Raw genomic sequence first — 19805 nt, 5'->3', positions numbered from 1 at the left:
CCGCCTTGCGGGCCGGCACCGAGTTGCGGGACTATGGAGCGGGTGACGGGAATCGAACCCGCGCAATCAGTTTGGAAGACTGAGACTCTACCATTGAGCTACACCCGCGCGTCCGCTCGAAGCGGAACGGCCACAAGTGTAGCGCATCCCCTCGCGTGGGCCGGATCACTCGCCGTGAACGACACTCCGCAGGCCGCCCGTCAGGTGCGCCAGGAACCGGGGGTCCTCGTACGCCGCCGCGTCGTGCCCCAGCGCCGTGTAGAAGCACCGGCCCGCTTCGAGCCGCCGGTGCCACGCCAGCGGGTGCGGCGCGCCCATGGCGAGGTCGCCCGCCTCGTACGTCGACTCGTCGGCCTCCAGGAGCACCTCGACGCCCTCGGGCCGCGCGTCGAAGCTGTACCACTCGTCGGTCCACGACCACCGCTTCGGCAGGTGGGCCGTCGCCGGGTGGTCCGCGACGACCACGTCGATCTCGCCGAGAGTGCACCCCGGCGGGTGGCCGATGAACCGGGCGCCCACCAGCTCCTTGTAGAACGGCCACGACCGCTCGGCCGTGGACGCGCCGTGGATTCCCATCCAGCCGCCGCCCCCGGTCACGTAGTCGGCGAGCGCGGCCCGCTCCAGCTCCCCGAGGACGTCCCCGGAGGCCGACAGCCACACGACGGCCGCGAACTTCGCCAGCTCGGCCGGGTCGTGGACGGCCGCGTCCTCGGTGTGCTCGACCTCCCCGCCGAGCGCGGCGGCGACGCCGCGCAGCGCCTCGACGCCCGCGGGGATGGAGTCGTGCCGGAAACCTGTCGTCTTCGTGAAGACCAGGAACGTAGGGGTAGCCATGCTGAACTCCTCGGGAGAACGATTGCAGGCCGTAGTCTAGGCGATCTCGGCCTCCGCCGCCCGGGCCGGCCGCGCCGCAGCTCAACAGTGACGCGCGGCGATATCGACCACACCCGGCGGGGCCCCGACCCCCCGACGACCTAGACTCGATCGGAGCGGGGGTTCGTGCTGCGCTGCCGGCGGCCCACCGGTCCGGATCAGCCATCCGGCCGACGCGAAAGCAATCGAGTGAGAACTGATCGAGGAGTACGTCTGTGAAGAGCACTGTCGAGACCCTGAGCCCGACCAGGGTGCGGCTGTCGGTCGAGGTGCCGTTCGAGGAGCTGGCGCCTTACATCAACGAGGCGTACAAGAGCGTCGGGCAGCAGATCCGGGTCCCCGGCTTCCGTCCCGGCAAGGCGCCCCGCCAGGTGATCGACCAGCGCGTCGGCCGCGACTCGGTCTACGCCCAGGCGATGGACCCGGCCGTGCAGGCGAACCTGAACAAGGCCGTCACCGAGAACGAGGTGAACGCGCTGGGCCGCCCCGAGCTGACCGAGGTCAAGCCGATCGAGGAGGGCAAGCCCTTCGAGTTCACCGTCGAGACCGACGTCACCCCCAAGTTCGAGCTCCCCGACTTCGCGTCCCTCAAGGTGACCGTCGAGGCCGGCGACGTCTCCGAGGAGGACGTGGACGCGGACATCGAGTCCCAGCGCCTGCGCTTCTCGTCGCTGAAGGCCGTCGAGCGCGCCGCCGCGGACGGCGACTTCGTGCAGATCGACCTGCGCGCCACCCAGAACGGTGAAGAGGTCGAGGGCGGCTCCGTCACCGGCATGAGCCACGAGGTCGGCTCGGGCAACCTGCTCGACGGCCTGGACGAGGCCCTCATCGGCATGTCCGCGGGCGACGAGAAGACCATCGAGTCGACCCTCGCCGGCGAGCAGGAGGGCGAGACCGCCCAGGTCGAGGTCAAGGTCACGCAGGTCAAGGAGCGCGAGCTGCCCGACCTGGACGACGACTTCGCCGAGATGGCCAGCCCGTTCGACACCCTGGAGGAGCTGCGCGGCGCGACCCGCGAGCGCCTGGAGACCCAGGGCAAGACCGCGAAGGCCAACGAGGCCCGCGCGAAGACCCTCGAAGCCCTCCTTGAGGCCGTCGAGCTGCCGCTGCCGGAGAAGACCGTCTCCGACGAGGTCGACCACACCCGCGGGCACCTGCTGGAGCAGGTCGCGCAGGTCGCGGGCGGCTTCGAGGAGTACCTCCAGATGACCGGCAAGACCGCCGAGGAGTTCGACCAGGAGCTGCGCGACGACGTCGAGTCGAACCTGCGCCAGTCGATCGTCCTGGGCCAGATCGCGCGCGAGCGCGAGCTGGAGGTCTCGGGCGAGCTCATGACCGCCGAGGTCGTGCGCCAGGCCCAGCAGCGCGGCGTCCCGCAGGACCAGTTCCAGCGCTTCGTGGACGAGCTGCGCACGAACGGCGGCCTCCAGCAGATCGCCGCGTCGCTGCGCCAGCAGCTCGCCCTCGAAGAGGTCGTGAAGGAGGCGTCGGTCGTCGACGCGTCCGGCGCGGAGCTGACCGAGGAGGACCTCTTCCCGGGCCGCGCCGCCGCCGAGGCCGAGGCCGAGACCGCCGGTGAGAGCGACTCTGACGAGTCCGCCGACCGCGACGCCGAGGACCGCAACTAGCTGCACCTCCGCACCCGAACTGCTTGGGGCCCAACGCGAAAGCGTTGGGCCCCTTGTCCTTTTCAGATGATTGGACCGGCTTGGTAGGGGTCTGGCCGGAATTTTTTGCTACTCGCGGGTAGAGACGGTCGTCACTTTCGCCTATGGTGTGTATCTAACCTCTTCGATGCAACGACGCAACGTCCCTGGGAGTGCCCCCCATGATTCCCACCCGATCGGGTTCCATCGCGGCCAGACTCGGCGCAGCAGCGCTCGCCGCGGCCCTCCTCGCCTGGCCCGCCCCGGCCGCCGCCCAGGACGACGCCGGAGGCGAGGACCTTAAGTTTGATTACGGCGCGGACGCCGTCTCCTGGTACTGGACCCGCCAGATCGACCAGACCCTCGAACTCGGCCCGCTCGCCCAGCAGGTCGAACTCCCGAACCCTCAGGCCGCCACCACGATGCCCGTGGCCGTCGAGCTCGGCGAGAACACCAAGGTCTCGTCCCTGTCCTTCAACCTCGCCGAGCGCGGCGTCCCCGAAGGCTCCGAGGTCACCGCGTTCACCCTCACCGTCGCCGAAGGCAACGACGCGGGCGACTCGCCCACCTTCAACCCCCTCGCCAAGCTCATCCAGGCCTGCCCCATCACGGAGGCGTGGTCCACCGGCGAGGCCGAGATGTGGGACGTGCAGCCGCCCGTCGGCGACGGCTGCGTTGAGGGCGTGCGAGAGGAGCCCGACCCCGACGCGGTCGCCGAGGCCGAAGCCCTCCTCGCCGCCGCCCAGGAGGCCGCCGAGAACGGCGGCGAGAGCCCCGAGGTCGTCGAGGTCCCGCTCCCGACCTGGACGTTCGACCTCACCGCCATGGCGAAGGACTGGGGCCAGGACCCGTTCGCGAACTACGGCGTCATGTTCATGCCCGTCATGGACGACGCCACCCCCATCGACACGTGGCAGGTCAACCTCAAGCTCCCGCTGCGCGACGACACCGAGACCCCCGTGGACGAGTACGAGGCCACCGCCTACCGCCTCGGCGCGGCCTTCTCCTACATCCCCGGCACGCCCGAGGACGACGGCGCGGCCGATCCCGGGACCGACGGCTCCGGCGCCACCGGCGGCGGCGGGTCCTCCGGCGGCGGAGGCGGCTCGGGAGGCGGCGGCAGCGAGGGCGCCGACGAGTCCCCGACCGCCGAGGCCACCTCCGCGGAGGAGATGGCCCCGGCCGCGTACGAGCCGTTCGAGCCCGTCGCCCCCTGGTACGTGTGGACCCTCATCCCCGCGGGCCTCGTCGCCGCCTACCTCCTCTACGCCGTCATGGGCGCCTCCGGGGCCGCCGCGGGCGGCAGCGGCGCCATCGACCGCATCCGCGCCCACAACCTCGACCGCCGCGGCTGGGCCCTGCCCGTCCCCGCGGGCCTCTGGCAGCGCCTCACCGGGCGGGGTGAACGCCCATGAGCCGCAGGCGCATCGCACTCGCGCTGGCGGCCGCCGCGCTCCTCGCACTGCCCGCGTGCGGCCAGTACGACGGCGTCCACGACGACTTCGTGGAAGCCGGCGGCGAGAACCCCGGCCTCGGCGGCGAGGACGGCACCGGGACCGACGGCACCGGCGGCACCGACGAGAGCGGCGGCTCTGGCGGCGGCGGCACCGGCGGCGACGCCGACGACGGCGGGGGAGGCGGCGGTGGCGGCGGCGGGAACGACAACGGGAACGCCGGGAACGGCGACACCACCGGCGTCACCGACTCGACTATCACCATCGGTATCCACGCGCCCCTCACGGGCGCGGCCCCGCTGCGCCAGGACTCCTTCGAGACCGGCAAGGACCTGTACTGGCAGTACGGGAACGACGGCAAGCCCGTCGAGATCTTCGGCCGCACCGTCGAGACCGTGTTCGCCGACGACCAGTACCGGCCCTCCACGGCCCGGCAGGTCTGCCAGACCATGGCCGAGGAGCAGAAGGCGTTCGCGCTCATCGGCGCGGGCGGCACCGACCAGATCCAGGCGTGCGCCCAGTACGCCGCGAGCGAGGACGTCCCGTACCTGTCCACCGGCGTCACCGAGACCGGCATGGGCTCCCTCGACACGTACTTCGCGGCCTCGATGACCTACCACCAGCAGACCCCCATGCTCGCCGAGTACATCAAGAACGAGCTGGGCGTGACCGACCCGTCCCGGGTCGCCGCCGTCGTCACGAACACCCCGAACTTCGACGACGCCGTCGAGGGCTTCACCGACGCGTTCGGCGACGTGGACGTCTTCCGCCCCGACAAGAACGAGCGCGGCTCCTCCGCCGCCGGGAACCTCTGCACCGGCACCGTCGGCAACTACGACGCGGTCTTCGTCCTCACCAGCCCCACGTTCTACCTGGAGATGGCCGCCGCCTCCGGCTGCCGCCCCCAGTTCGTGGGCGTCGGCGTCTCCATGGGCCTCGACCAGGTCGCCTCGACCGGTTGCAGCGCAGCCAGTTCCACCGAGGGCGCCCGGTTCTTCAACCCGACCCCGGCGTTCGCCGACGCGGGCGAGTACGACCCCGAGTTCCTCGCGGCGGTCGACGCGGCCGGAATCGAGGCCGACGACGTCACGTGGATGATGTGGGGCCAGTCGAAGGTCCTGCACCAGATGCTGGAGAAGGCGGGGGAGGACCTCGACCGGGGCGCCTTCCTCGACGCCGTCGCCGGGTCCTCGTTCTCCACCGGCGTCTTCCCGGACCTGAACTACAAGAACGGGCCCTTCGGCGCCACCCAGGTGAGCGTCCTGCGCAACGTCTGCTCCGGCGGCGGCCACTACGAGACCGACTTCGCCTTCGTGAACGGATTCTGATGGGCGCCTTCTTCGCACTGGGGATCTTCCAGGGCGCGGTCTACGGGCTGCTCGCCGTGGGCATCGTCCTCGTCTACAAGGCCAAGCGCGTCTTCAACTTCGCGCAGGGCGAGTTCGGCGGCGTCGCCGCGTTCGCGGCCTTCTACCTGGTCGTCAACCTCGGCCTCCCGTACTGGACCGGCATCGTCGGCGGCCTCGCCGCCGCCGTCGCCATGGGCCTGGCGGTCGAACGGGTCATCGTGCGGCCCTTGGAGTCCGCGTCCCGCACGATCATGCTCGTCGCGCTCGTGGGCGTCGCGCTCTTCACGATCGCGATCATCGTCCTCCTCGGACAGCCCATCCCGCGCGTCATGCCGCCCCTCATGGAAGGCACCGGCGTGAACATCCTCGGCGCCGGCATCCTCCCGCAGCAGCTCATCCTCCTCGCCGTCCTCGCCGTGCTCGCGGCCGCGATGGCCTGGTTCTTCAAGACCGACCTCGGACTCGCCGTCCTCGCGTCCTCACAGGACACCCGCGCCGCACAGGTCGTCGGCATCAGCCCCGTCGCGATCTCGCGGCTCGTGTGGGGCATGGCCGCGCTCCTCGGCGGCATCGCCGGGCTCCTGTACGCGCCCGTCGGGATCTTCACGCCCGGGTTCATGACCCTCACGATGCTCGTGCCCGCCTTCGCCGCCGCCGTCCTCGGCGGCATGACGAGCCTGCCCGGCGCGTTCGTCGGCGGCATCGCCATCGGCGTCGTCCAGAACCTCGGCATCTACCTCCTCGGACAGCAGCTCAAGGTCCCCGGCGCCGCCGAGCTCGGCGTCTTCGCGCTCCTCATGCTCGTCCTCCTCATCCGCCCGCAGGGCCTCCTCGGAAAGGAGGCATGATGGCGACCGCCACGATGACCTTCGGCCGCATCAAGACCGCCCGCCGCTTCGGCCTGGCCCTGCGCATCACCATCGTGATCGCGCTCCTCGCCCTCGCCGCGCTCCCGCTGCTCCTCGGCGGCGACGTGTGGGCCCAGCGCATCAGCCGCGCCGCGATCTACGCGATCATCGGCCTGTCCATCAACACGCTCACCGGGCACGCCGGGCAGATCTCCCTCGGCCACCAGGCGTTCGTCGGCATCGGCGCGTTCGCCGCCGCCTTCATGGCCTCCCGCCTCGGCGCGCCCCTTGGCTTCGGCCTCGCCGCCGGGGCCCTCGCCGGGATGGTCACCGCCGCCGTCGTGGGCATGGTCGCCCTCCGCGTCACCGGCCTCTACCTTGCGCTCGTCACCCTCGCGTTCGGCCTCACCGCCGAGACCACGATCTTCAACTGGCGCGAGTTCACCGGCGGCGGCGCGGGCGCATTCGCGCCCCGGCCCGCGCTCGTCGCCTCCGACCACGCGTTCGCGCTCCTGTGCCTCGGCGTCCTGGCCCTCGTCCTCTACGCGGACTGGCGCCTCGTCTCCACCAAAGCCGGCCGCGCGCTCGCCGCCGTCCGCAACGACGAGCGCATCGCCTCCACCCTCGGCATCGACGTCACCGGCTACAAGCTCGCCGCGTTCAGCCTCTCCGGCCTCGCCGCGGGCCTCGCGGGCGGCCTGTTCGCCCACTGGAACCAGGTCGTCCAGGCCATGGACTTCGAGTTCCAGGTGGCCCTCGTGTGGGTCCTCATGACCGTCGTCGGCGGCCTGCGCTCGCGCCTGGGCGTCATCCTCGCCTCCGCGTTCTTCGCGCTCCTGCCGCTGACCCTCCCGAACTTCCTCGCCGGGCTCCCCTGGCAGCCGCCGTTCCTCAACGAGGCGGTCTACCACGTGCCGCCGCCGTTCATCGTCGTCGTGATGCTCCTCATCGTCCTCCGGTTCTTCCCCGGCGGCCTCGGCCAGCTCCTCAGACCCGCCACCCGCTGGCTCACGAAGGGAGGCAACCGATGAGCAGGCAACTCCTCAAAGTGGACGGACTGCGTCTGCGCTTCGGCGGGCTCCAGGTCCTCAACGACCTGTCGCTGACCGTCCGGGAAGGCCAGATCGTCGGCCTCATCGGCCCCAACGGCGCGGGCAAGACCTCCTGCTTCAACTGCCTCACCGGGATCTACCAGCCCCAGGGCGGCCGCGTCTACTTCGACGGCCGCGACGTCTCCCACCTGCCCACCCACCGCCGCGCCCGCCGCGGCATCGCCCGCACCTGGCAGAACCTCGGCGTCATCGACTCCCTCACCGTCACCGAGAACGTCATGCTCGCCCAGCACCAGCGGGCCGGGTACTCCGCGCTGGCCGGGATGCTCGGCCTGGCCGGGACCTGGCACCGCGAGCGCGAGCTGCGCCGCGACGCCGCCGAGATCATCGAGTACTTCGGCCTCGACGAGGTCGCCCACGAGCGCGCCGGGGAGCTCCCGTACGGCGTGCGCAAGACCTGCGACATGGCGATGGCGCTCGCGACCGACCCGAAGCTCCTCATGCTCGACGAGCCCGCCTCCGGCCTCAGCCCCGAGGAGGCCCTCGGCCTCGCCTCGACCCTCCGCGAGCTGCGGGACCGCCTGCGGCTCACCATCCTCATGATCGAGCACCACGTGCCGCTGGTCGCCGAGGTCTGCGACTACGTGTACGTCCTCAACTTCGGCGAGCTCCTCACCGAGGGCGAGCCCGAGGCGATCCAGCGCCACCCCGAGGTGATCGCCGCCTATCTCGGCGGCACTGCGGAACCCGAAGGCGCAGAGGACGACGCGGGCGACGACACCGTCCAGTTCGCCTCCGAGCCCCCCGAATGGCCCCTCATGGCGGAAGGCAAGTCCAATGGCACTGCTTGAGGTCGCGAACCTGCGCGCCGGGTACGGCTCCGTCCCGGTCCTCCACGGCGTGGACCTCGCCGTCGAGGAGGGCTCCAACGCGGTCCTCCTGGGCCTGAACGGGGCCGGGAAGTCCACCACCCTCATGACCCTCGCCGGTCTCCTGCCGGTCGCCGGCGGCGAGATCCGCTACGACGGCGAAGTCCTCAAGGGACCGCCCGGGGCCCGGGTGCGGGCCGGGATCGTGCTCGTCCCCGAAGGGCGCCATGTCTTCCCGGCGCTCACCGTCAAGCAGAACCTCCGCCTCGGCGCGTGGACGATCCGCCGCGACGCCCGCCGCCTGCGCGAGAACCTCCGCGAGGTCTACGCGATCTTCCCGCGCCTCCAAGAGCGCGCCGACCAGCTCGCCGGGACCCTCTCCGGCGGCGAGCAGCAGATGCTCGCCATCGGGCGCGGCATGATGTCCTCCCCGCGGCTCCTGCTCATCGACGAGGCCTCGCTCGGCCTCTCGCCCAAGCTCACCGAGCAGGTCTTCGCCGCCGTCAAGCTCATCAACCAGCGCGGCACCACCGTGCTCATGGTCGAGCAGAACGCCGGCGTCCTCGCCCAGGCCGACACCGCCTTCGTCATGCAGCAGGGCCGCATCACCGTCTCCGGCTCCGGGTCCGACACCCTGGGCGACGACGCCGTCAGGGCCGCGTACTTCGGCGCCTAATCCCGTCAGCGGCGTGTCAGGGCCGTGTCAGCGCCGCCCGCGAACATTCCTGTCATGAACGAAACGCAGCACGCGGCCCCCGCGAAGCAGAACGGCTTCGTCGCGAAGCTCCTCGCCGACAAGCACTCCGTCCCCCTGTCCATCGCCCTCCACCTCGTCCCCGGCGCGCTCATCGTCGCCGCCTACGCCTGGATCGGCGCGCCCTTCACCCGGGCCGTCGGCCTCCCGATCTTCGCGGCCTGGGCCATCGGCCTCATGGTCGTGCTCCTCCCGATCTGGTTCGGCCTGTTCTGGCTCGGCAAGCAGGCGACCGGCAAGTACACGATGCGCGGCGGCGTGGTCCGCTACCGCGACAAGCCGTTCTCCCGCGGCAAGATCACGCTCATCGGCATCGGGTTCCTGCTGTACATGACCGTCGTGTCGCTCTCGCTCGCGCCGCTCGACGCCTGGACCTACGACACCTTCTTCACCTGGGTGACCTTCGAGGGCTCCGGCAGCTCCGGCACCACCTACCTCGACGCGTACGACAAGGGCACCATCGTCACCACCATGCTCATCTTCGGCGGCTTCACCGGGTTCCTCCTGCCGCTGATCGAGGAGTACTACTTCCGCGGCTTCCTCCTGCCCCGCCTCCCGCAGCTCGGCCGCTGGGCGCCGCTGTTCAACACCGCGCTGTTCTCGATCTACCACTTCTGGGCGATCTGGACGGTTCCCTCGAAGATCATCTTCCTGCTCCCGGGCATCTGGTTCGTCTGGGGCAAGCACGACATCCGCGCCTCCATCTGGATGCACCCCGGATCGGCCCTGCTGATGACGGTCGTCGGCACGACCCTCTACATGACCGGCGCAATGTAGACCCGCAGAACACGAAGCGGCGCTCTTCCCACCGGGAGGGCGCCGCTTCCGTCTCGTCATCCGGCCCGCAGCACCAGCGTGCACCGGCCCGACCCCGGCAGCGGCACGTACAGCCGCATCCCTTGGGCCGCATCGGTACCGCCGAGGTGCGTGTAGTCCTCCCCGGGGTGGTACCCGCGCGTGAACACCCCGCGCGCGTCCACCTCGACCGAGATCCGGTCCGCCCCGGCGCGGTAGACCGCCCCGTTCCCCTCGGGCTCGAACCCGCCCTCGACAGGCCGCACGCCTTCGAGCTCCCCGCCCTCGCGGAACGCCAGCTCCAGGACCTGCCGCACCCGCCCCGGATCGGCCTCGATCCTCACGGCCACCTCGCGCTCGCCCACGGTCACCTGGATCCGCGTCTCCAGTGCGACCGGCTCGGCGGGCCGGCGCGCGAAGTCCATCGCCGCCGAGAACCGGCCCTCATCCGCCAGCGCGTAGACCGCGTCCGCCCGCCGGAACCCCTCCGGCAGCGGCCCGTAGTACGCCGCACTCGCCTTCTCCCGCAACAGGAACGTGTTCCCATCTGCGGCGAGCCCGTCGGCCCGGAACGGCCCCAGCCCGAAGAAGTCCCGCGACAGCCGCACCGAGTCCAGGACCGCCCCGCCCGCGAACACCCGCAGGAACGTCGGGTTCGTCGCCAGCCCCGAGCGGATGCGCCCGTGCGCGGCGTAGTCAGAACCGCCGTACACCGTCACCGCGAAGTCCCCGTCGCGCGCCACGGCCAAGCCCGCCCCCGCGGACACCGCCGTCCCCGCCTTCCGGGCCTCGGCCTCAGGCAGCGGCCCCGCCAAGTCCGGCTCCAGCAGGATCTCCGTCAGCGCGCTCGCCGGGTCCGCGATCCCCGCGATCCCCTCCGCGACGGCCGCGAAGTCCCCGCGCCCGCCCCGGATCGCGAAGCGCCGGAACTGCATCAGGAACGGCGCCAGCGGAATCGTCCCCTTCTGGTCCTGCCGCCGCGAGTGCACCGTCTCCACGGTCCCGTCCGGCAGCGCCGCAGCCGCGACCGCCTCCAGGCTCCGCTCGACCAGATCCAGCAGTTCCGGCCGCCCCAGATGCTCGCCGATCGCGACGAGCGCCGGGTTCGACACCCACAGCGCGTAGTTCGGGCTCCGCTCCGAATACCAGCCGTCGGCGTCGATGTCCACGCCCTCCGCCAGCCACTCGTCCACCCGCGCGACCAGCCGCCCGTCCGGCCAATGCCGGTGCAGCTTCGCGAGCGCAGACGACAGCTCCCACCGGTGGTTCGGCGTGTGCACCCCGCCCAGGCGCAGCGGACCGGCGGCCCGGGCCGCGATATCCGCCAGAGCGTCCCCGAGGCCCCCGAGCCCTCCGGGGTCGATCGCCAAGAGCGCGTACGTGTCGCACAGGTCGTTGACCGTGAACGCCGTGTCCGGCGGGGACGCGAAGTTCTCGCCGTCGAACAGCCCGTTCCCGGCCTGCATCCCGGCCAGATGGTCCACGAGCCGTCGCGCCGCCTCCCGCGCCTGCGCCGACGCGAAGAACGCCGACGCCGGGTTCACCGCGCACGCCGCGAGCGCCTTCGCCGCGCCCATCACCTGCCGGTGGTGCGGGTCGGACGCCAGCAGCGCGTCCACCCCGGCGAGCACCTCCCGCGCGTGCGCGTCGGCGGCCGCGGTCACGGCCGCGGCGAAGTCAGTCCTTGAGTCCGGCATTGATGTCCTCGTTCATGACGTACTTCTGGAACACGATGAAGATGAGCACCAGCGGCAGGATCGACATCACCGACGCGGCGAGCAGCAGCGGCCAGTCGATGTTCTCGGCCCCCACGATGCTGCGCAGCGCGATCTGGAGCGTGAACTTCCGCTCGTCGCCCACGACGATGAGCGGCCACACGTAGTCGTTCCAGCGCCACTGGAACGAGAAGATCGCCAGCGTCATGATGATCGGCCGCGACATCGGCAGCATGATCCGGAAGAAGATCCCGGCCTCCCGGGCGCCGTCGATGCGCGCGGCCTCCACGATGTCGTCGGGCACCGACAGGAAGAACTGCCGGAACATGAACACGCCGGTGGCCGTGAGGATCGAGGGCACCACGAGCCCGGCGAACGAGTCGTACATGCCGAGGTCGCGGATGACGATGAACGTCGGCGAGAGGATGACCTCCGTCGGGAGCATCGTCGTCGCGAGGATGCAGACGAAGAAGACCCGCACCCACCGCTGGTCCCGGTACTTCGCGAGCGCGTACCCGCACATCGCGCTCGCCATCACCGTCAGGACCGTGGTGGTCAGGGCGACGGCGAGCGTGTTCGAGAAGTACAGCATGAAGTCGAAGCGTCCCCACGCCTTCTCGAACCCTGCGACCGTCGGGTCCTCGGGCAGGAACGACAGCGGGTACCGGAACAGCTCCGAGCCGGGTTTGAAGGCGCTGAGCAGGAACCACAGCATCGGGAACGCGTACACGGCGGCGAGGAGCCACAGGAACGCCGTCAGCGGCACGGACGCGCCGACCTCGCGGGCCCTCTTGGCGCGGCGGGCGCTCGGGCGGGCGGTCGTCAGGGTGCTCATTCGGCTCGCCTCCGGTTGACCCACATCTGGAGCAGCGCGATGGACAGCAGGATGACCATGAGGACCATGGACACGGCGCTGGCGTATCCGACGTCGGCCCGTTTGAAGCCGGTCTCGTAGATGTACTGCGTGAGCATGACGTTGGAGGTGCCGGGGCCGCCGCCGTTGAGGGCCTGGACCATCGCGAACTCCTTCATGGCGCCGAGGGAGGACAGGAGCACCACGAGGAACGAGGTGGGGGCGATCGAGGGGAGCGTGATGTGCCGGAACCGCTGCCAGGCATTGGCGCCGTCGATCTCGGCGGCCTCGTAGTACGCGCGGGGCACGTTCTTGAGGGCCGCGATGAAGATGAGCATGTTGAACGCGGTGCCGCCCCAGGTCGCGGCCATGACGACGACCATGAGCGCGAGGTCGGCGTTCGTCTGCCATGCGAGCGGGTCGTTGCCCAGCTCGGTGACGACGTAGTTGACGAAGCCGAAGCTCTCGCCGAACATCCACCGCCACACCACGCCCGCGACGATGGGGGAGATGAGCCACGGGAAGAAGAACACGATCTTCGCGACCGACCCGCCCTTGGCGTACTTGGAGACCAGGAGCGAGGCGACCGTGAGGGACATGACGTACACGAGCGGCACGGACAGCACGGTGTACAGCAGGGACCTGACGAGCGCCTGGTAGAAGGTCGGGTCGCCGAACAGCTTCTCGTAGTTGGCGAGGCCGATGAAGTCGTACGTCCCGATCCCGGTGTAGTCGGTGAAGGAGTAGATCAGGCCCAGGCTGCCGGGCCAGACGAAGAACACTCCGAACAGGACGATGTTGAGTCCGGCGAGCACCAGGGGCGCGGACCGGTAGCGGGGGCGGCGGGGGGCCGCACCGGGGCGCTTGCGCGGTCCGGTGCGGCGCTCGTCCGCGATGGCGGTGGCCGTCAAGGTCTACTCGCAGGTGATGTTCTCGTTGAGCGAAGCGATGATGTTCGCGATGGTGGTGGCGACGTCCTGCTCCCCGTTGGCGAGCTTCACGGCCTCGTCCTTGAGCGGGTCGGCGTCGGACCCGGAGGTCTGGCCCTTGTAGACCATCTCCAGGGCGCTGCGCTCCTGCGCGGCGGCGGCGTCGGCGGAGTTGGCGATCTCGTCGTTGTAGAGGTCGAAGCTCGCCTGGGCGTCGCCGTAGTCGATGTCGAGGCCCTGGACGACGGGGAGGAACCCGGAGATCTCGGAGATCTCGGTGTAGTTCTCGGGGGCGAACAGCCAGTTCAGGAAGTCCAGGGCGGCCTGCGACTTCTCGCCGCTGTAGACCACGATGTAGCCGCCGCCGAGGTTGGTGGCGCGGCGGGTCTGGGCGGGCATGAGGGCCGAGGCCCACTCGAAGTCGGCGATGTTCGCCTGGAAGTCGGCGACCTGCCACGACCCGGAGTAGTAGGCGGCGACCTGGCCGGACTTGAAGAGGGCGTTCGCGTCGTCGCCGGAGACCCACACGGAGCGGGGCATGACGTCGTCGTCGTTGATGTCGGCGAAGAACTGGAGCGCCGCGGTCGTCTCGGCCTCCTTGGTCGAGTACGTGCAGTCGTCGCCGAGGGTGAACCCGTCGGACCCGAACTGGTACATGAAGGAACGAAGGCGGTGCGAGGACGGGTCCATGACGAGCCCGTAGCGCGCTCCAGTCGCGGCCTTCACCTCCTTGACCGCCGCGATGAACTCATCCCACGTCCACAGCCCGTCCGCGGTCGTCGGGTACGCGACGCCGGCCTGGTCGAAGAGGCTCTTGTTGACGTAGAGGCCCACGGCGGTGAGGTCGGTGAGGAAGGTCGGGACGGCGCCCTCCTCGTTCTCGGCGAGGAGGCTCTCCATGACGCCGCGCTCGGCGGCGAGGTCGGAGAGGTCTTCGAGCTGGTCCATCCAGATCGGGTCGATCGCGGTGACCCGGGCGAGGTCGGGGAGGCCGTCGGCCTGGGCCGCGTTGCGCAGGCGGGTGCCGAAGTCGTCGTAGGGGATGTCGTCGATGTCGATCTCGACGCCGGTCTCCTCGAAGTACTTGTCGGCCATCTTCTGGAAGCCGCCGCCCTGGTTGGCGTCGCCCGACAGCCAGAACTTGAGCTTGTCGGCGCCGCCTTCGTCGTCGCCCCCGCCGATGAACCCGCAGGCGCTGAGGGGGAGGGCCGCCGCACCGGCGGTGCCGGCGCTGAGGACGAGTCTTCTCTTCATTGAGCTCTCATTTCGAGTAAGGGGATGCGAGTGCCACAGGTCACTCGGTCAAGCGCTTGCCCGAAACTACCAGACTTTCGACTAGCGCGCGACAGTAGGTCCCCACCAGTGCTTTTGTAGACCCCGAACGCGCTCTTCCGGGGCCCGCGGGCACTGCTGCGGTGCTTGGATACTCGAATGCCGCGCTCTTCGAGAGCCCGGTGTCAGTCGCCCTTCGCGGCGGCGGCCTTCTCCTCGGTCTTCACGGGCTCGGTCCTCGCGGCGCGCTCTGCCGCCGCGGCGGCCTCCACGGCCTCGTCGGCCGCCTGCTTCAGCAGCTCGGCCGTGCGCTGGGCGGTGCGCTCGGCGGCCTCGAAGAGCGCGGACACGACCACGAGCGTCGAGCCGATGAGCACCAGCGCGAGCCCGGCGGCGCCGCCGGAGACGAGGAAGGGCATCTGGCCGTCGACGTAGGCCAGCTCGGCCATGCCCATCCAGCCGAGGGTGAGGACGGCGCCGCCGGCCAGCCAGAAGAGGATGCCGAGCAGACGCAAACGGGCGGTAGGGGAACCGGACACAATTGACTCCATTGGGGACGTATGAGGGATCGTCGGAAATCCGTTACTGCGAGGTAACCAAATCTATCAATATTTTGGTACCTTGTGACAGATGCCATAGCCCGTTTTCTCCTGAAGGGTGACCTTTCATGGTGATGCATTCCCCCGCACGGCGCCTCCTCGTCACCGCCGCGGCCGCCGCCCTCGGCGCCGCCGGGTTCGCCGCGGCCCCCGCCTCCGCCCAGACCGCCGAGATCCTCGGCGCCGACAGCCCCGACGCCATCCCCGGCTCCTACATCGTCGCCTTCGAGGACGGCGCCTCCGCCGACGTCGTGGACGACTTCGGCGGCGACGTCGAGACCGCCTTCGACTCCCTCGACGCCGTCCTCGCCACCATGACCGCCTCCGAGGCCGAACGCCTCGCCGCCGACCCCGACGTCGCCTACGTCGAGCAGAACCAGGCCATCGAACTCCAAGCGACCCAGACCGACCCGCCGTCCTGGGGCCTCGACCGCATCGACCAGGCCACCCTCCCGCTCGACGCGTCCTACACCTACCCGAACGCCGGAGCGGGCGTCCACGCCTACATCATCGACACCGGCATCTGGGCCCCCACCGCCGACTTCTCCGGCCGCACCGCCACCGGCTACTCCGCGATCCTCCCCGGCCTCCAGGGCCTCGACTGCAACGGCCACGGCACCCACGTCGCCGGAACCGTCGGCGGCACCACCTACGGCGTCGCCAAGCAGGCCACCATCGTCCCCGTCCAGGTCCTCAACTGCCTCGGCTCCGGCACCACCGCCGGCGTCATCCAAGGCGTCGACTGGGTCACCGCCAACGCCGTCAAACCCGCCGTCGCCAACATGAGCCTCGGCGGCGGCCTCAGCGACGCCCTCGACGCGGCCGTCGCCGCCTCCATCGCCTCCGGCGTCACCTACGCCGTCGCCGCGGGCAACGAGACCGCCGACGCCTGCGGCGTCTCGCCCGCCCGCACCCCCGCCGCCATCACCGTCGCGGCCTCCACCGACGCCGACGCCCGCGCCGACTTCTCCAACTTCGGCTCCTGCGTCGACCTCTTCGCCCCCGGCCAGGACATCACCTCGCCCTACCTCCTCGGCACCCCGTCCGCGCTCAGCGGCACCTCCATGGCCTCACCGCACGTCGCCGGGGCCGCCGCCGTCTACCTCTCCGCCCACCCGACCGCAACCCCCGCCCAGGTCGCCGCCGCCCTCACCGGCGCCGCCACCACCGGCGCCATCACCGACGCCCAAGGCAGCCCGAACCTGCTGCTCCGCGTCACCGCCTAGCCGCACGACCAGGAGGACCCGGCCCCGCGCCGGGTCCTCCGCGCGTGGGCCCGCACACCTCGCCCCGCCGCGACGGACACCAGGTCCGCGCATCCGCTCGCATCGATGCCCCACACTGGTCCTCCGCCGCGCTCCGCTGGAAGCGAACACGGAGCCCAGGCGCGTCCGATCGTCGCCCCGACGGGCTAAGGTCTGGATTGGCAGCCGCAAAGCTGAGCCCATATCGCCGAGACAGAACGAAGGTGCAAAGACATGGAGCATTCGATTCCATTCTCCTCGCAGCTGGAGAAGGACGTCGTCAACGCGATCGCCCGCCGCGGCGGTGGCGGCGCCGCCGAACCCGGTCTGGACGCCATGGTCTTCGACCGGTTGCTCAAGGAGCGCATCATCTTCCTCGGCTCCGAGGTCACCTCCGAGCTCGCCAACCGCCTCTGCGCCCAGCTCATCCTGCTGGAGGCCGAGGACGACGAGCGCGACATCAAGCTCTACATCAACTCGCCCGGCGGCTCGGTCTACGACGGCATGGCCATCTACGACACCATGCAGTTCATCAAGAACGACGTCCAGACCATCGCCATGGGCATGGCAGCCTCCATGGGCCAGCTGCTCCTGTGCGCCGGCACCACGGGCAAGCGCTACGCGCTCCCGCACGCGCGCATCATGATGCACCAGCCCTCCGGCGGCATCGGCGGCACCGCCTCCGACGTGGCCATCCTCGCCGAGCAGATGCTCTACACCAAGCAGATGTTCCAGGAGCGCGTCGCCCACCACACCGGCCGCACGATCGACGAGATCGAGCGCGACTCCGACCGCGACCGCTGGTTCACCGCCGCCGAGGCGAAGGACTACGGCTTCATCGACCACGTCGTCCAGCGGGTTTCCGAAGTCCCCGCCGAGGGCAACTAGACCAACCAGGAGGGGAACCTGATGATGGACATCCACGCCCAGTCCGGAGCGTTCGACCCGCGGGCCCGCTACATCGTCCCGTCGTTCACCGAGAAGACCTCGTACGGGATCAAGGAGATGAACCCGTACAACAAGATGTTCGAGGACCGCATCATCTTCCTCGGGTCCCCCGTGGACGACACCTCGGCGAACGACATCATGAGCCAGCTGATCGTCCTTGAGGGCAACGACCCCGACCGGGACATCATCATGTACATCAACTCGCCCGGCGGCTCGCTCACCGCGCTCATGGCCATCTACGACACCATGCAGTACGTGCGCCCGGACATCCAGACCGTGTGCATGGGCCAGGCCGCCTCGGCCGCCGCCGTGCTCCTCGCCGCCGGCACCCCCGGCAAGCGCACCGCGCTGCCGAACTCCCGCGTGATCATCCACCAGCCCGCCACCGAAGGCACCTTCGGCCAGGCGTCCGACATGGAGATCCAGGCCCGCGAGATCATGCGCATGCGCGACCAGCTGGAGAAGATCCTCGCCCGCCACACCGGCCAGGACGTCACGAAGGTCCGCCGCGACATCGAGCGCGACAAGATCTTCACCGCCGAAGAGGCCGTCGCGTACGGCATCGTCGACAACGTCCTGACCTACCGCAAGAAGAACGCCCTGCCGGCCGAAGCCGCCGCGTAGGACGCGCACCCGCAGGCAGTGCGCGGCGGGCCCGCCCGGCCCGCCGCGCCTCCCCGCGGCCCCCGAACCCCCGTCTCCCGCCGATCGCCCCCGAGCCCTGCCCGTCCGCGATACCGTGGCGCTGGCGCACCCGCCGCCCGGTACCGGACCCGCCATCACGGTCTGAGACTGCCCTGGCGCCGTGGCCGCAAATGCGAAATACTGGATCGAGACACCGGTTCGTCCTGAATCAACGGAGCAATGCACGCACGCTCGGCGGCCCTGGATCGCATGCCGCCGAGGGAGGGAGTTACCGCGATGGCCCCACGCCTGGGTGACAGCGAGATCTTGAAGTGCTCGTTCTGCTCGAAGTCGCAGCGGCAGGTGCGCAAGCTCATCGCGGGTCCGAACAACGTGTACATCTGCGACGAGTGCATCGACCTGTGCAACGAGATCATCGAAGAGGAGTTCGCCGAGGACGCCGAGGTGGTCTGGGAGGACCTGCCGAAGCCCAAGGAGATCGTCGAGTTCCTCGACCAGTGGGTGATCGGCCAGGACCACGCCAAGCGCGCGCTGGCGGTCGCGGTCTACAACCACTACAAACGGGTGCAGCTCGACGAGCTCGGCTCGATCCGCGGCGGCGACCACGTCGAGCTCCAGAAGTCGAACATCCTCATGGTCGGCCCCACCGGCTCCGGCAAGACCCACCTCGCGCAGACCCTCGCCCGGATGCTCGACGTCCCGTTCGCCATCGCGGACGCCACGGCCCTCACCGAAGCCGGGTACGTCGGCGACGACGTGGAGAACATCCTCCTCAAGCTCATCCAGGCCGCGGACTTCGACGTCAAGCGCGCCGAGACCGGGATCATCTACATTGACGAGATCGACAAGGCCGGACGCAAGGCCGACAACCCGTCGATCACCCGCGACGTCTCCGGCGAGGGCGTCCAGCAGGCCCTCCTGAAGATCCTCGAAGGCACGATCTCCTCGGTCCCCCCGCAGGGCGGGCGCAAGCACCCCCAGCAGGACCACATCCAGATCGACACCACGAACATCCTCTTCATCTGCGGCGGCGCGTTCGCCGGGATCGAGGAGATCATCAAGAGCCGCATCGGGAAGCGCACCGTCGGCTTCACCGCCCCGCTCCACGCCGAGGACGCCGAAGGGGACGCGATCGTCTCCCAGGTCATGCCCGACGACCTGCTCAAGTACGGGCTCATCCCCGAGATGGTCGGGCGCCTGCCGATCCTCACCACCGTCGACCACCTCGACAAGGCCGCGCTCCTGCGCATCCTCACCGAGCCGCGGAACGCCCTGGTCAAGCAGTACCAGCGCCTCCTCGAACTCGACGGCGTCGAGCTGGAGTTCGCCCCCGACGCCCTTGAACCGATCGTCGAGTCCGCGCTCCTGCGCGGCACCGGCGCGCGGGGCCTGCGGGCGATCATGGAGGAGGTCCTCCAGCCCGTCATGTTCGAGATCCCCTCGCGCGCCGACGAGGTCGCGAAGGTGGAGATCACCGCCGACGTGGTGCGCCGCAACGTGAACCCGACGCTCGTGCCCCGCACGAAGGCCACGCCGCGGCGGACGACGATGCGCCCGCGCCGCGAGAAGTCGGCCTGAGCCCGAGGGCTCAGTCCTCCTTGTTCTCGTCGCGCAGGCGGCGGTCGATGTCCCGCAGGAAGTCGGGGTCGTCGTCGGGGGCCACCGGGCCCTTGGGGTTCCTGGGCCCGCCGGTGTTCCCGGTGCGGCCCGTGCCCGGCTGCGGGCGCGGCGGGCGCGCCCGGCCGATCGAGAACCACAGGATGCCGCCGGCGACCGGCACGAGCAGGATGATGACGACCCACCATCCGCGGGTGAGCTTCCTGGGTTGGTGCTCGCCCCCAAGGCAATCGGCGAGCGCGGCGATGACCAGCGCCAGGTGCGCCAAGAACAGGAAGACGAACGCGCGGATCATGTCCCCAATCATGCCTGCTTGCCGCCGTCCGTACAACAACGGCTCGGG

Annotated in this window: 19 protein-coding genes and 1 tRNA gene; 12 read left to right on the top strand and 8 right to left on the bottom strand. The window is 70.2% G+C overall.

The features are described 5' to 3' along the window. Positions 1–34: 34 nt before the first annotated feature. Positions 35–108 (bottom strand) — tRNA-Gly (locus ACFFXY_RS18655). 57 nt (positions 109–165) lie between these two features. After that, on the bottom strand, positions 166–834 hold the full coding sequence (locus ACFFXY_RS18650; RefSeq protein ID WP_382353887.1) for a ThuA domain-containing protein: 669 nt from the start codon (positions 832–834) through the stop codon (positions 166–168). A 254-nt stretch (positions 835–1088) separates the two neighbouring features. On the opposite strand from ACFFXY_RS18650, the gene tig reads away from it, so the two are divergent. The 8 genes from tig to ACFFXY_RS18610 all read left to right on the top strand — a co-directional run bounded on the left by tig (position 1089) and on the right by ACFFXY_RS18610 (position 9622). Further along, positions 1089–2501 carry a trigger factor gene (gene tig / locus ACFFXY_RS18645; protein WP_382353884.1) on the top strand — a complete coding sequence of 471 codons (1413 nt, stop codon included), beginning with the start codon at positions 1089–1091 and terminating at the stop codon, positions 2499–2501. A 200-nt stretch (positions 2502–2701) separates the two neighbouring features. After that, entirely contained in the window at positions 2702–3934 is a 1233-nt protein-coding gene (locus ACFFXY_RS18640; RefSeq protein WP_382353881.1) for a hypothetical protein, read from the top strand. Beyond that, on the top strand, positions 3931–5301 hold the full coding sequence (locus ACFFXY_RS18635) for an ABC transporter substrate-binding protein (RefSeq protein WP_382353879.1): 1371 nt from the start codon (positions 3931–3933) through the stop codon (positions 5299–5301). Before ACFFXY_RS18640 ends, ACFFXY_RS18635 begins: the two co-directional genes overlap by 4 nt. After that, positions 5301–6170: a branched-chain amino acid ABC transporter permease gene (locus tag ACFFXY_RS18630; RefSeq protein ID WP_382353876.1), complete on the top strand. Its 870-nt coding sequence runs from the start codon at positions 5301–5303 to the stop codon at positions 6168–6170. The genes ACFFXY_RS18635 and ACFFXY_RS18630 overlap by 1 nt, the downstream gene beginning before the upstream one ends. Continuing rightward, positions 6170–7201, top strand: coding sequence for a branched-chain amino acid ABC transporter permease (locus ACFFXY_RS18625; protein WP_382353873.1), 1032 nt, complete (start codon positions 6170–6172; stop codon positions 7199–7201). Before ACFFXY_RS18630 ends, ACFFXY_RS18625 begins: the two co-directional genes overlap by 1 nt. Next, on the top strand, positions 7198–8073 hold the full coding sequence (locus ACFFXY_RS18620) for an ABC transporter ATP-binding protein (RefSeq protein ID WP_382353870.1): 876 nt from the start codon (positions 7198–7200) through the stop codon (positions 8071–8073). The genes ACFFXY_RS18625 and ACFFXY_RS18620 overlap by 4 nt, the downstream gene beginning before the upstream one ends. Beyond that, positions 8060–8767 carry an ABC transporter ATP-binding protein gene (locus ACFFXY_RS18615; protein WP_382353867.1) on the top strand — a complete coding sequence of 236 codons (708 nt, stop codon included), beginning with the start codon at positions 8060–8062 and terminating at the stop codon, positions 8765–8767. The genes ACFFXY_RS18620 and ACFFXY_RS18615 overlap by 14 nt, the downstream gene beginning before the upstream one ends. Positions 8768–8821: 54 nt before the next feature. Continuing rightward, positions 8822–9622, top strand: a complete 801-nt coding sequence (locus tag ACFFXY_RS18610) for a CPBP family glutamic-type intramembrane protease (protein WP_382353864.1) — start codon at positions 8822–8824, stop codon at positions 9620–9622. Between the two features lie 56 nt (positions 9623–9678). Here the strand turns inward: ACFFXY_RS18610 and ACFFXY_RS18605 are convergent, their stop codons facing one another. From ACFFXY_RS18605 to ACFFXY_RS18585, 5 genes are all read right to left on the bottom strand, one after another. Then, a complete protein-coding gene (locus ACFFXY_RS18605; RefSeq protein WP_382353861.1) occupies positions 9679–11337 on the bottom strand; it encodes a hypothetical protein in 1659 nt (552 codons plus the stop codon). Beyond that, positions 11318–12190, bottom strand: coding sequence for a carbohydrate ABC transporter permease (locus ACFFXY_RS18600; RefSeq protein ID WP_382353858.1), 873 nt, complete (start codon positions 12188–12190; stop codon positions 11318–11320). The genes ACFFXY_RS18605 and ACFFXY_RS18600 overlap by 20 nt, the downstream gene beginning before the upstream one ends. Beyond that, positions 12187–13104 carry a carbohydrate ABC transporter permease gene (locus ACFFXY_RS18595; protein WP_382355511.1) on the bottom strand — a complete coding sequence of 306 codons (918 nt, stop codon included), beginning with the start codon at positions 13102–13104 and terminating at the stop codon, positions 12187–12189. Before ACFFXY_RS18595 ends, ACFFXY_RS18600 begins: the two co-directional genes overlap by 4 nt. Positions 13105–13122: 18 nt before the next feature. Continuing rightward, positions 13123–14391, bottom strand: a complete 1269-nt coding sequence (locus ACFFXY_RS18590) for an ABC transporter substrate-binding protein (RefSeq protein WP_382353855.1) — start codon at positions 14389–14391, stop codon at positions 13123–13125. Positions 14392–14594: 203 nt separating this feature from the next. Further along, the gene (locus tag ACFFXY_RS18585) at positions 14595–14948 is read right to left on the bottom strand and encodes a hypothetical protein (RefSeq protein ID WP_382353852.1); all 354 of its coding nucleotides are present in this window, start codon (positions 14946–14948) and stop codon (positions 14595–14597) included. 128 nt (positions 14949–15076) lie between these two features. On the opposite strand from ACFFXY_RS18585, the gene ACFFXY_RS18580 reads away from it, so the two are divergent. From ACFFXY_RS18580 to clpX, 4 genes are all read left to right on the top strand, one after another. Further along, complete coding sequence (locus ACFFXY_RS18580; protein WP_382353849.1) at positions 15077–16234, top strand: S8 family peptidase; 1158 nt, start codon at positions 15077–15079, stop codon at positions 16232–16234. Positions 16235–16486: 252 nt separating this feature from the next. Continuing rightward, positions 16487–17140 carry an ATP-dependent Clp protease proteolytic subunit gene (locus ACFFXY_RS18575; RefSeq protein ID WP_382353846.1) on the top strand — a complete coding sequence of 218 codons (654 nt, stop codon included), beginning with the start codon at positions 16487–16489 and terminating at the stop codon, positions 17138–17140. Positions 17141–17161: 21 nt separating this feature from the next. Next, a complete protein-coding gene (locus ACFFXY_RS18570) occupies positions 17162–17824 on the top strand; it encodes an ATP-dependent Clp protease proteolytic subunit (RefSeq protein WP_382353843.1) in 663 nt (220 codons plus the stop codon). Positions 17825–18121: 297 nt separating this feature from the next. Further along, a complete protein-coding gene (gene clpX, locus ACFFXY_RS18565; protein WP_382353840.1) occupies positions 18122–19423 on the top strand; it encodes an ATP-dependent Clp protease ATP-binding subunit ClpX in 1302 nt (433 codons plus the stop codon). 10 nt (positions 19424–19433) lie between these two features. Here clpX and ACFFXY_RS18560 read toward each other — a convergent pair whose 3' ends face one another. After that, positions 19434–19757, bottom strand: a complete 324-nt coding sequence (locus ACFFXY_RS18560) for a PLD nuclease N-terminal domain-containing protein (protein WP_382353838.1) — start codon at positions 19755–19757, stop codon at positions 19434–19436. Positions 19758–19805 lie beyond the last annotated feature (48 nt).

Origin of the sequence: Glycomyces mayteni (assembly GCF_042428885.1) — a bacterium.
In the GTDB taxonomy this organism is placed as follows: Bacteria; Actinomycetota; Actinomycetes; order Mycobacteriales; family Micromonosporaceae; genus Glycomyces; species Glycomyces mayteni.
Note: the sequence above shows the minus strand (reverse complement) of the source record. Positions and strands in the feature narration are given on the sequence as shown.

What these genes read in the sequence shown, in the direction of transcription:
- ACFFXY_RS18630 (WP_382353876.1), top strand. Translation starts at nt 5,301, where the DNA reads ATGGGCGCCTTCTTCGCACTGGGGATCTTCCAGGGCGCGGTCTACGGG.
- ACFFXY_RS18590 (WP_382353855.1), bottom strand. Translation starts at nt 14,391, where the DNA reads ATGAAGAGAAGACTCGTCCTCAGCGCCGGCACCGCCGGTGCGGCGGCC.
- ACFFXY_RS18620 (WP_382353870.1), top strand. Translation starts at nt 7,198, where the DNA reads ATGAGCAGGCAACTCCTCAAAGTGGACGGACTGCGTCTGCGCTTCGGC.
- ACFFXY_RS18640 (WP_382353881.1), top strand. Translation starts at nt 2,702, where the DNA reads ATGATTCCCACCCGATCGGGTTCCATCGCGGCCAGACTCGGCGCAGCA.
- ACFFXY_RS18625 (WP_382353873.1), top strand. Translation starts at nt 6,170, where the DNA reads ATGGCGACCGCCACGATGACCTTCGGCCGCATCAAGACCGCCCGCCGC.
- ACFFXY_RS18605 (WP_382353861.1), bottom strand. Translation starts at nt 11,337, where the DNA reads ATGCCGGACTCAAGGACTGACTTCGCCGCGGCCGTGACCGCGGCCGCC.
- ACFFXY_RS18575 (WP_382353846.1), top strand. Translation starts at nt 16,487, where the DNA reads ATGGAGCATTCGATTCCATTCTCCTCGCAGCTGGAGAAGGACGTCGTC.
- clpX (WP_382353840.1), top strand. Translation starts at nt 18,122, where the DNA reads ATGGCCCCACGCCTGGGTGACAGCGAGATCTTGAAGTGCTCGTTCTGC.
- ACFFXY_RS18600 (WP_382353858.1), bottom strand. Translation starts at nt 12,190, where the DNA reads ATGAGCACCCTGACGACCGCCCGCCCGAGCGCCCGCCGCGCCAAGAGG.
- ACFFXY_RS18635 (WP_382353879.1), top strand. Translation starts at nt 3,931, where the DNA reads ATGAGCCGCAGGCGCATCGCACTCGCGCTGGCGGCCGCCGCGCTCCTC.
- ACFFXY_RS18560 (WP_382353838.1), bottom strand. Translation starts at nt 19,757, where the DNA reads ATGATCCGCGCGTTCGTCTTCCTGTTCTTGGCGCACCTGGCGCTGGTC.
- ACFFXY_RS18650 (WP_382353887.1), bottom strand. Translation starts at nt 834, where the DNA reads ATGGCTACCCCTACGTTCCTGGTCTTCACGAAGACGACAGGTTTCCGG.
- ACFFXY_RS18615 (WP_382353867.1), top strand. Translation starts at nt 8,060, where the DNA reads ATGGCACTGCTTGAGGTCGCGAACCTGCGCGCCGGGTACGGCTCCGTC.
- ACFFXY_RS18570 (WP_382353843.1), top strand. Translation starts at nt 17,162, where the DNA reads ATGATGGACATCCACGCCCAGTCCGGAGCGTTCGACCCGCGGGCCCGC.
- ACFFXY_RS18610 (WP_382353864.1), top strand. Translation starts at nt 8,822, where the DNA reads ATGAACGAAACGCAGCACGCGGCCCCCGCGAAGCAGAACGGCTTCGTC.
- ACFFXY_RS18580 (WP_382353849.1), top strand. Translation starts at nt 15,077, where the DNA reads ATGGTGATGCATTCCCCCGCACGGCGCCTCCTCGTCACCGCCGCGGCC.